The following is a 9,855-nucleotide window of genomic DNA, read 5'->3' as shown; positions in this document are numbered from 1 at the left end:
CGGGCGACCCGTCAGGCGGAGTCGGAGCGGCCCGCGGTGGCCGCGACGAGGACGACGCCGACCCCGGCGACCCCCGCCTGCACGACCACGTCGACCAGGCGGAATCCCTGGCCGTTCGCGCCGGCGAGCCGGGCGACGACGCTGCCGGCCAGCGCGGCGACCACACCGACGACGAGGGTGAGCCACAGCGGCGCGGTAGGCCGGCCCGGCACCGCGAGCCGGCCGAGCACCCCCACGGCGAGCCCGACGACGACGGCGCTGACCAGCGTGGCGACGGTCACGCCCACTCCGCCGACCGGCGGGCGCGCCCCTGCCCGGCCGGTGCCGGGCGACGGCTGCCACCCCCGCCGCCCGGCACGACCGCCCGGCCGACCGGCGGTGCCACCGGGCCGGGCTGCTCGGGGGACCCGGCCGCCGCGTCGCCGACGACGACCGGCAGCACCTGGTCCAGCCGGGCCGACTGGAGGATGCGCCGGATCCGGGGGTTCGGTTCGCGTACGACGAGCACCCCGTCGGCGCGGGTCAGCCGACGGTGCACGTCCAGCAGGAACCCGATGGCGGCGGCGTCGATGTGCCGGCAGGCGGACAGGTCCACCACGACCTGCGCGGGGCGCAGCGCGAGCAGCCGGTCGAACACGGCCCCGGTCTCCGGCAGGCAGGCCAGGTCGAACTCGGTCACGGCCACCTCGACCAGGGGGATCGTGCACTCCCGGCGTGCCAGCGGCGTCGTCACGGCCGTACCCCTTCCTCTCGCCCGACCGGTCCAGGCCACCGTGCCGGCCGGGGTTGGCGGGCACCGCGCGGACATGTGACAGTTGCGTGACAAATCCGTCGTACGCCGGACACGGTTGGCCGCCGGGCGACGGCCTTGGGGATGATGCCGTCATGACGGCCGTACTGGTGATCGAGGACGACGACCGCATCCGGCTGGCGCTGCTGCTCGCCCTGGAGGACGAGGGCTACGACGCCCGGGGCGCGGCCACGGCCGAAGAGGGGCTGCGCGCCCAGCGCCGCGACCCGGCCGACTACGTTTTGGTCGACCTGATGCTGCCCGGCCTCGACGGCTTCGAGTGCATCCGGCAGGTGCGCCGCGACGACGACGTGCCGATCGTGGTGGTGAGCGCCCGCGACGACACCCACGACATCGTCGCCGCCCTGGAGGCCGGCGCGGACGACTACCTGGTCAAACCGGTGGCGATCAAGGAACTCACCGCCCGGCTGCGGGCGCTGCGCCGCCGCGCCCGGGCCGCCGCCCCGGTCGCCGCCGAACCGGTGCCGGTCCTGGCGTTCGGTGACCTGGAGGTCAGCCCCGAGGCGGGCGAGGTGCGCCGCGCCGGGCAGCGGGTGCCGGTGACCCGCACCGAGTTCCGGCTGCTGTGCGAGCTGGCCGAGCACGCCGGCCGGGTGCTGTCGCGCCAGCAGCTGCTGCAACGCGTCTGGGGCTACGACACCGGGGACGAGCGGCTGGTCGACGTGCACGTCGGCCGGCTGCGGCAGAAGATCGAGTCCGACCCCGCCAACCCCGAACACCTGGTGACCCTGCGCGGGCTCGGCTACAAGCTGCGCCGATGAGCCCGCTGCGCCGCCCGCCCCGGCTCCGCCTCGGCCTGCGCGCCCGGGTCATGGCCGCCTTCGCCCTGGGCGCGCTGCTGCTCGCCGCGTCGATGGCCCTGATCTCCTACGAGCTGACCCGCCAGTCGCTGATCGACGAGCGGGAACGCACCGCCGTGCGGGCCGCGTACTTCGACGCCGCCGTGGTGCGCAGCGGCCTCGACACCGACAACCCCGACGTGGTGGAGGTGCTGCGGTCGCTGGACACCGGCAGCAGCAGGCGGGCGCTGCTGCACCTGGACGGCAGGTGGCACGCCCGCATCGCCGACTCGGGCCTCACCGCCGCCGTGCCGCCGGAGCTGCAACAGCTCGTCGGCTCGGGGCAGCCGGCCGTGCAGCGGGTCCGGGTCGACGGCCGGACCGCCCTGCTGGTCGGGGTGCCGCTGTCCGGCTCGGCCACGTACTACGAGGTCACCTCCCTGTGGGAGCTGGAACGGACCTTCCAGGCGCTGGCCCTGGCCCTGACGGCGGTGGCCATCCTCGTGGCCGGCTCCGGGGCGGCCCTGGGCTGGTACGCGACCCGCCACGGGCTGCGTCCCCTCACCGCGGTCGCGGACGCCGCGGAGAAGATCGCCGCCGGCGACGTCACCGCCCGCCTCGACCCGGCCACCGACCCGGACCTGACCCGGCTGTCCACCTCGTTCAACCACATGGTCGACCAGTTGGCCCGCCGCATCGAGCGCGACCGCCGCTTCGCCGCCGACGTCAGCCACGAGCTGCGCTCGCCGTTGCAGACCCTCGCCGCGGCGGCCAGCGTCCTGCAACGGCGGCGGGAGCACCACGACGAGCGCACCGCCGTGGCCGCCGGCCTCGTCGCCGACGAGATCGACCGGTTCCAGCGGCTGGTCAACGACCTCATCGACCTGGCCCGCAGCGACCAGCCCGCCCACCGCGCGCCCGTCGACGTGGTCGACCTGGCCCGGCGGGCCTGCGCCGGCCGCGACCTGCCGGCCACGCTGGTCCGGCTTGCGGCCGGCACCCCGGCTACCTGGCAGGTGGAGCGGCGGCGCGTCGCACAGGTGCTGGCCAACCTCCTCGACAACGCGGTGCGCTACGGTGCGGGCCCGGTGGCGGTGCGGCTGTCGCGCGACGGCGACACCGGTGTCATCGAGGTGGACGACGACGGCCCCGGGGTGCCGGTCGAGGACCGGGCCGCCATCTTCGACCGCTTCGTCCGGGGCCGGGCCGCCCACGCCCGGGGCACCGGTGACGGGACCGGCCTCGGCCTGGCGCTGGTCGCCCAGCACGCCGCCGCGCACGGCGGCACGGCCGACGTCGGCGACCGCCCCGGCGGGGGAGCGCGGTTCCGGGTGGCCCTGCCGGGGAGCCTGGCATGAGCCGCCGGTTCGCCGCGCGGGCGCTGCTGGCCGCCCTCGTGGCGGCCTGCACGGTGGCGGGCTGCGGGGTGCCGGCCGAGGACACCCCCCGGGCCGTCGAGGCCCCGCCCGGGCCGTTCCCGTCGTCCGCGACCGTCGACGGCCCCGCGACGGTCGGCCCGGTCACCATGACGCTGTGCTTCGTGCAGGACGACCGGCTGGTCCCGGTGGACCGGCGGGTGAGCCGCTCCCTCGACGCCGAGGCCCAGCTGCGGGACCTGCTCGCCGGCCCGAGCGCCGTCGAGCGGGACAGCGGACTGACCAGCGCGTTGCCGGGGGCGATCGGCGCCGCCGTGGTGGGCGTCGCCGACGGTCAGGCGCGCGTCCGGGTCGACGGGACCGGCGACGACACCGGCCGCAGCGACGAGGTGCTCGCGTTCGGTCAGATCGTCTGCACGCTGGCCGCCCGCGACGACGTCGACGCCGTGGCGTTCCTGCGCGACGGCCGCCCGCTCGGGGTGCCGCGCGCGGACGGCTCGCTGTCCGTCCAGCCGCTGACCCCCGCCGACTACGCCGCGCTGACCGCGACCCGCTGACCGCGACCCGCCGGGGCGGTGCTCAGGTCTGTGCCCGTGCGGTCGATCGCGTTCCGTGACGGTGGCGGGGTTGGTCGGGAGGAACGGTCGATGTTGCTCTGGGTGACGAATTGCCGACCCCAGCGCACCGCTTGTCGACCCTTTGCTCTGCACCCACCCGCGCAACACCGCGCCCGAGCTGCTCCTACCGGTGGTGGAGCGAGGCGCGGGGCGCGGCGTTGGGTTGCGCTGCGTGAAGCGTTGCTTCCGTGGGTGCAGAGCAAAGGAGGGGGTGGGAGTGGTGGGAGTCGGTCCGGCGCAACTGCGTTGCGTCACCCGCCGTCGGTGCGGGGACCGAATACCAGTTCCACCGGCCGGCCGGCGGGCAGGTCGACCGCCGCGTCCCCGTACGGGCTGGCCACCGTGATCCGCTGGTCGACGGGGGAGAGCAGCCGGGCCCGCACCGACGAGGCGTCCCAGGCCAGCTCCTCGACGGTGACCCGGCCCCGGCAGGCGGCCCCGCGCAGCACCCCCCGGCCGAGGCCGGGCAGCGGGGCCGGCAGCAGCCGCACGAGGCCGGGCCGGGAGTGCACCAGCGACTCGATCAGCACGCCGGGCAGGGCGTGCGCGGCGTCGGCGTTGTAGGTCTCCCGGCCAGGGTTGTGCGAGCTCATCAGCGACCGGAAGAACATGTCGTTGCCGAGGATCTTGGCCACGTTCTCCCCGGCCAGCGCGCCGTCGCGCAGGCGTGTCGCGGCGAGGGCCCGATGCAGGCTGCCGTGGGCGGAGAGGTTCTCGTCGCCGCGCAGCACCAGCGCGCGGTGCGCGGCGGCGGCCAGCTCGGGGGTGTCGTCCGGGTTGATCTCGTCCAACGGCCACACGGGGTAGAGGTGGCTGACGTGCCGGTGGTCCTCGTCGCTGCGGTAGCCCGGCCAGGCCCACTCCGCCAGCGCGCCGCGCTCGTCGACCCGGTACGCGGGCAGCCGCCCCCGCAGCGCCGCCCACCGGTCGGTGCCGGTGACGGCGTCGGCCGTGGCCAGGGCGTGCCGGGCGGCGGCGATGTCCATCGTGGCGTTGACCGCCAGGTGCACCGGTCGGCCGTCGTCGTCCAGCGGGCCGGTCTCGGCCGAGTACGACGGCACCACGACCACCGTGCCGTCGGCGGCGGAGACGGTGAGCACGTCGGCGAGGAACTCGGCGGCCTCCGTCAGCCAGCCGGCCAGCTCGCCGAGCGGCTCCCCGGTCACCAGGTGGCGCTCGTACAACGGAAAGAGCAGCCAGTCCGCGCCGGGCAGCCAGGCGGCGAACGGCCAGTCGTCGTGCATGTGGAACAGGTGCCCGTGCTCCCCGTCGGTGCGGCTGGGCGCGAGCAGGCCCGGTGCGCCGTAGATCGCCTCGGCGTTGCGCCGCCAGTCGTCGACCTGCGATGCGACCAGCCGTGCGTGCGCCGCGCTCACCTCGGGCAGGGCCCCGATGGCGGCCCCCGCCAGTTGCAGGTTCAGGTTGGCGTCGGTGGTGAAGTCCCCCGCCCAGGCCGCGTCCCAGGAGCCCAGCCACAGCCCGGTCAGCCGGGGCGGCAGGACGCCGCTGGCGCTCAGCAGCAGGTACCGTCCCGCGTGGAACAGCCGCTCCACCAGCGCCGGGTAGGGCCGCTGCGGGTCGGCGGCCTGCCGGGCGAGCAGCGCGCCGACGGGCAGCTCCCGCTCGGCGGCCGGCACGGCCAGGTCGAGGCTCGCCCGGTCGTAGGCGGGGGAGTGCCGGGCCGCGTGCCGGGCGCGCAGGCCGGCGTACCCGGCGGTGCAGCGGGCGCGCAGCGTCTCCTCCCGCTCGGCGGTGCGCCACGGCGGCGTGCCGGGCCGGTCGAGCACCATGGTGAGCAGGGCCGGCCCGCGCACGGCCACCCGGTCGCCGAGCACCCGCACGTCGCCGGTGAGCAGGGCCAGGCCCTCGAAGCCGTACGCGCCGCCCACCGGCGGGTAGTGGCCGCGTATCCGCAGGAAGACGTCCTCGCCACGCCGGTACGCCGCGGTCTCGTAGCGGACGTCCGCCGGGCGGCCGGGCAGGTCGCCGGTGAACCCGACCACGCAGTCGCCCATGTCCAGCCGCAGCGCCACGAGGCCGTCGGCGCGGGAGACGAAACAGCGCCGCTCGCCGCCGGCCCACTCGACGACGACCTCCCCGGTGCGGAAGTCGGTGCTCCGCCGGTAGCCGGCCGGCAGCGCCGTCGCGCCCGGCCCCGCCACGCTGTCCGGCCCCGCTGCTCCGTCCGGCCTCACCGCTCCGTCCGGCCCCACCGCGTCGATCGTCAGCGCGAAGCCGGGGTGGAACGACTGGGTCCAGCGCAGCTCCCGGCCGCCGCCGAGCAGCCGGCTCGCCTCGGCCCGCCGGCCGGCGAGCACCAGCTCGCGCACCCGGGGCAGCAGGTGGGCCAGCCGGGGCGGCCGGGCGTCGTGGGTGCCGTTGGGCAGCACGAACCGGTGGTGGTTGACGACGATCCGCTCGGCGTACGGGGCGCCGGCCACCATGATCCCGTACTCGCCGTTGCCGGACAGGAAGGCGTCCTCCCAGCCGGCGGCGGGGGAGTCGTCCCAGATCCGGTGCGCGGACGCGGGCAGCCCGGCCGTCACCTGCCGTCCCCGGGGGCGGCGGCCGTGCTGTCCCGGATCGTCAACCTGGGTTCGAGCAGCGTCGCGTCGGGCACCGGCTCGTCGTGCACCTTGCGCATGAGCAGCGACACCGCCTGCTGGCCGACCTCCTCGGCCGGCAGGGGCACCGAGGTGAGCCGGGGGCTGGCCTGCTCGGCGAACTGGTCGGGGCAGATGCCGACCACCGACACGTCCTCCGGCACGCGCCGGCCGAGGGTGGGCAGCGTCGCCAGCACGGGCCCGACGGCCGACTCGTTCTGCACGATCAGGCCCGACAGGTCCGGCCACCGGTCCAGCAGCTCCACCAGCTCGCGGCGGACGGCCGCCGTGCCCTCCTCGCAGGGCCGGACCACGGTGTCGACGCCGAGCCGCGCGGCGGCGTCGAGGATGCCGTTGCGGGTGCGGTGCGCGAAGCCGGTGCCCCGGTCGTAGACGGCGGCGGGCGCGCCGAGCAGGGCGATCCGCCGGTGGCCCAGCCCGGCCAGGTGCTCGACGCAGACCACCCCGGCCCGGTGGAAGTCCAGGTCGACGCAGGTCAGACCGGTGGGGTCGGCGGGGAATCCGATCAGCACGCTGGGCCGCCCCAGCTCCCGCAGCAGCGGCACCCGCGAGTCGTGCATCTCCACGTCCATCAGCAGCAGGCCGTCCACCATGGCGCTGGCCGCGATGCGGCGCAGCCCCGCCGGCCCCTCGTCGGAGGTGACCAGCAGCACGTCGTGCTCGACGGTGCGGGCGGTGGTCACCACCGCCATCGCGAACTGCATCACCACCGGCACCTGCATCCCGGAGCGCAGCGGCAGCACCAGCGCGATCACGTTGGCCCGCCGGCTGGCCAGGGCGCGCGCACCGGCGTTCGGGTGGTAGCCGAGCATCCGGATGCTGGCCAGCACCCGGTTGCGGGTCACCTCGGAGATCGCCCGCTTGCCGCTGAGCACGTACGACACGGTGCTGACGGCGACCCCGGCGTGCCGGGCGACGTCGGAGATGGTGACCAGGTCGGGTGACTTCGGCCGCGCCGCCGGGGGCAGGCGCGGGCCGTGGTCACCGGGACCGGCCGGCACCCGTGGCCTCCCGCGCCGGGGCGTCGGCGGCGGACGCCGCCCGGACGCCGAGCGTGCCGACGAGCCGGATGTCGGTGGCGGACCGGCCGACCAGCACGGTGTGCGTGGCGTCCTCCACGACCCGGGCGCCCCGGGTCTCGTCCCACCAGCCCAGGTCGGCGGCGCGCAGCCGCAGCCGGACCACCCGGCGCTCGCCGGGGGCGAGGGCGACCCGCGCGTAGCCCCGCAGCTGGCGCAGGGGCTGCTTGACCCGGGAGCGCCGCTGCCGGGTGTAGAGCTGCACGACGTCCTCCCCCGGCCGGTCGCCGCCGTTGGTGACCTCGACGCGCACCTCGACCTCCCCGTCGGCGGCCACCGACGCCGCGCTGAGTCGCAGGTCAGCGTAGTCGAAGCGGGTGTAGCCGAGCCCGTGGCCGAGCGGGTACAGGGGATCGCCCCGGTGGTAGAGATAGGTGGCGTCGGCGTCGATGATGTCGTAGTCGAGCAGGTCGGGCAGCTCGGCGGCGTCGGCGTACCAGGTCTGGGTGAGCCGGCCGCCCGGCTCGGCGTCGCCGAACAGCACCGCGGCCAGCGCCGCGCCGTGCTCCTGGCCGCCGTGCGCCGACCACAGCACCGCCGGCAGGTGGGCGTCGGCCCACCCGATCGCGTACGGGTAGCTGCTGGTCAGCGCGAGGACGGTGCGGGGGTTGGCGGCGTGGGCGGCGCGCAGCAGCGCCTCCTGCCCGGCCGGCAGCGCCAGGTCCGACCGGTCCTCGGTCTCCCGCCCGTTGACCATCGGGTGGTTGCCGAGGGCCACCACCACCACGTCGGCGTCGGCGGCCAGGGCGGCCGCCTCGGCGGCGCCGTCGGCGACCAGTTCCACGGCGAACGGGGTGGCCGCGCCCGGCTCGGCGGCGTCGGCGCGCAGCCGCCCGTCGGGTCCGGCGGCGACGTACCGGCCGGTGGCGAGGTGGTGCAGCAGCACCGTGCCGTCGGGGCCGGGCCGCCACCGGAAGGTCTCCCGGACGATCCACCCCCCGGGCCCGGTGCGGTCGTTGACCAGGACGGCGTCGTCGTCGCCCCCGACGTGGCGGCCGTTGGCGACGGCGCGCAGCGCCACGGCGTCGCCGCCCCAGTCGAACACGTCGAGCCAGGTCGCCTCGGTGGCGGCGGTGGCGTCGAGGGTGAGCGGGCCGCCGTCGGCGTCGGTGGCGCAGCGCACGTAGCGGTCCCCGGCGCGCAGCGCGATCCGGTCGGCGCCGCTGTGGCTGGTGACGGTGTCGACCCGCGCCGCCAGGGCGTCGAGGGTGCTGACCGCGTACGGCAAGGTGCCGCTGTACCAGTCGGTGTGCACCGCGTCGGCGAGCGGGCCGAGCACGGCGACCCGCAGCCCCGGGCGCGCGGTCAGGGGCAGCAGCCCGTCGTTGCGCAGCAGCACGACGCACTGCCGGGCCGCCTCGCGGGCCAGCTCCCGGTGCGCGGGGCAGTCGACGACCTCCGGCGGCACCCCGGCCCACGGGTCCTCGTGCGCCGGGTCCAGGTCGCCGAGGCGCAGCCGGACGCCGAGGATCCGGCGGACCGCCCGGTCCACGTGGGCGGTGGTGATCAGGCCGCGCTCCAGCGCCTCGGCGATCCGGCCGGTGGTCAGCGCGCTGTTCGTGTCGTCCTCGGTGAAGTTGTCGATCCCGGCGCGCAGGGCGGCGGCGAAGCCGCTGACGTGGTCGGGCTCGCGGCCCTGCACCCCGGCGATGTTGGTGGCCGCCCCGGCGTCGCCGACGACCATGATCTCGTCGGCGGCCATCGCGCGCAGCTCGCCCTCGATGAGCGGGCTCAGGTGCGCCGGAGTTCCGTTGACCAGGTTGTAGGAGGCCATCACGGCCACCGCCGCGCCGGCCGCCAGGGGCGCGCGGAACGCCGGCAGCTCGTACTCGTGCAGCACCCGCGGGGGCAGGTCGCTGGAGGTGGTGGCGCGGTCGGTCTCGTTGTTGTAGCCCAGGAAGTGTTTGAGCGTCGGCGCGGTCCGCAGCCGGTCGGGGTGGTCGCCGCGCAGCCCCCGCGCGTACGCCGTGGCGAGGTGCCCCGTGAGCCACGGGTCCTCGGACCAGCCCTCCTCGTTGCGCCCCCAGCGGGGGTCACGCAGCGGGTTGACCACCGGCGCCCAGACGTTCAGCCCGACCCGCTCGGGGTCGGCGTGGTGCTTGGCGCGCACCTCGGCGCCGACGGCGGCGCCCACCGACCGCACCAGCTCGGCGTTCCAGCTGCTGGCCAGCCCGATCACCTGCGGGAAGACCGTGGCCGTGCCGAGCCAGGCCACCCCGTGCAGCGCCTCGGTGCCGGTGCGGAACGGCGGCAGCCCGAGCCGGTCGACCGGGGCCTGCCACTGGTGCAGCAGCCCGATCTTCTCGGTCAGGGTGAGGCGGGCCAGCAGGTCGTCGACGCGGGCGGCGGGGGACGGGCCGGGCGTCCGGCCGGTGCTGTCGGTCATGGTGGATCGGTTACCTTCCATGGGCGAGCGATGCCCGGACGGCAGGTCGAAGCGCTTCGACGACCGTCGTGACAGGTGGCATCGCGGGGTGGTGGTGTGCGGGTGCCGACCCGGACGCGGTGAAGCGCTTCGACAACCGACGAGGAACCAGGCCGCCCCGTCTGCCCGGACGGGACGGCTGCT

Annotated in this window: 8 protein-coding genes; 3 read left to right on the top strand and 5 right to left on the bottom strand. The window is 76.4% G+C overall.

What is annotated here, in order from left to right; genetic code table 11:
• Positions 1-11 precede the first annotated feature (11 nt).
• Positions 12-281: a GlsB/YeaQ/YmgE family stress response membrane protein gene (locus O7628_RS29035; protein WP_278135454.1), complete on the bottom strand. Its 270-nt coding sequence runs from the start codon at positions 279-281 to the stop codon at positions 12-14.
• Positions 278-733: an STAS domain-containing protein gene (locus O7628_RS29030; protein WP_278135452.1), complete on the bottom strand. Its 456-nt coding sequence runs from the start codon at positions 731-733 to the stop codon at positions 278-280. Before O7628_RS29030 ends, O7628_RS29035 begins: the two co-directional genes overlap by 4 nt.
• Positions 734-885: 152 nt before the next feature.
• Here O7628_RS29030 and O7628_RS29025 point away from each other — a divergent pair, with 152 nt between their 5' ends.
• Genes O7628_RS29025 through O7628_RS29015 form a run of 3 tightly spaced genes read left to right on the top strand, consistent with a single transcriptional unit; the run spans position 886 to position 3,523 of the window.
• On the top strand, positions 886-1,572 hold the full coding sequence (locus O7628_RS29025) for a response regulator transcription factor (RefSeq protein ID WP_074476286.1): 687 nt from the start codon (positions 886-888) through the stop codon (positions 1,570-1,572).
• Positions 1,569-2,948, top strand: coding sequence for a HAMP domain-containing sensor histidine kinase (locus O7628_RS29020; protein ID WP_074476287.1), 1,380 nt, complete (start codon positions 1,569-1,571; stop codon positions 2,946-2,948). The genes O7628_RS29025 and O7628_RS29020 overlap by 4 nt, the downstream gene beginning before the upstream one ends.
• Positions 2,945-3,523 (top strand): GerMN domain-containing protein, encoded by a 579-nt coding sequence (locus O7628_RS29015; RefSeq protein ID WP_278135449.1) that lies wholly within the window; start codon positions 2,945-2,947, stop codon positions 3,521-3,523. The genes O7628_RS29020 and O7628_RS29015 overlap by 4 nt, the downstream gene beginning before the upstream one ends.
• 311 nt (positions 3,524-3,834) lie before the next feature.
• Here the strand turns inward: O7628_RS29015 and O7628_RS29010 are convergent, their stop codons facing one another.
• Genes O7628_RS29010 through O7628_RS29000 form a run of 3 tightly spaced genes read right to left on the bottom strand, consistent with a single transcriptional unit; the run spans position 3,835 to position 9,672 of the window.
• Positions 3,835-6,129, bottom strand: coding sequence for a glycoside hydrolase N-terminal domain-containing protein (locus tag O7628_RS29010; protein WP_278135447.1), 2,295 nt, complete (start codon positions 6,127-6,129; stop codon positions 3,835-3,837).
• On the bottom strand, positions 6,126-7,208 hold the full coding sequence (locus O7628_RS29005; protein WP_246383953.1) for a LacI family DNA-binding transcriptional regulator: 1,083 nt from the start codon (positions 7,206-7,208) through the stop codon (positions 6,126-6,128). The genes O7628_RS29010 and O7628_RS29005 overlap by 4 nt, the downstream gene beginning before the upstream one ends.
• Entirely contained in the window at positions 7,189-9,672 is a 2,484-nt protein-coding gene (locus O7628_RS29000) for a glycoside hydrolase family 3 C-terminal domain-containing protein (protein ID WP_278135443.1), read from the bottom strand. The genes O7628_RS29005 and O7628_RS29000 overlap by 20 nt, the downstream gene beginning before the upstream one ends.
• Between the last annotated feature and the right edge of the window lie 183 nt (positions 9,673-9,855).

It is taken from the genome of Micromonospora sp. WMMD956, assembly GCF_029626125.1.
Lineage (GTDB): Bacteria > Actinomycetota > Actinomycetes > Mycobacteriales > Micromonosporaceae > Micromonospora > Micromonospora carbonacea.
This window is presented reverse-complemented; position numbering and strand designations above follow the sequence as displayed.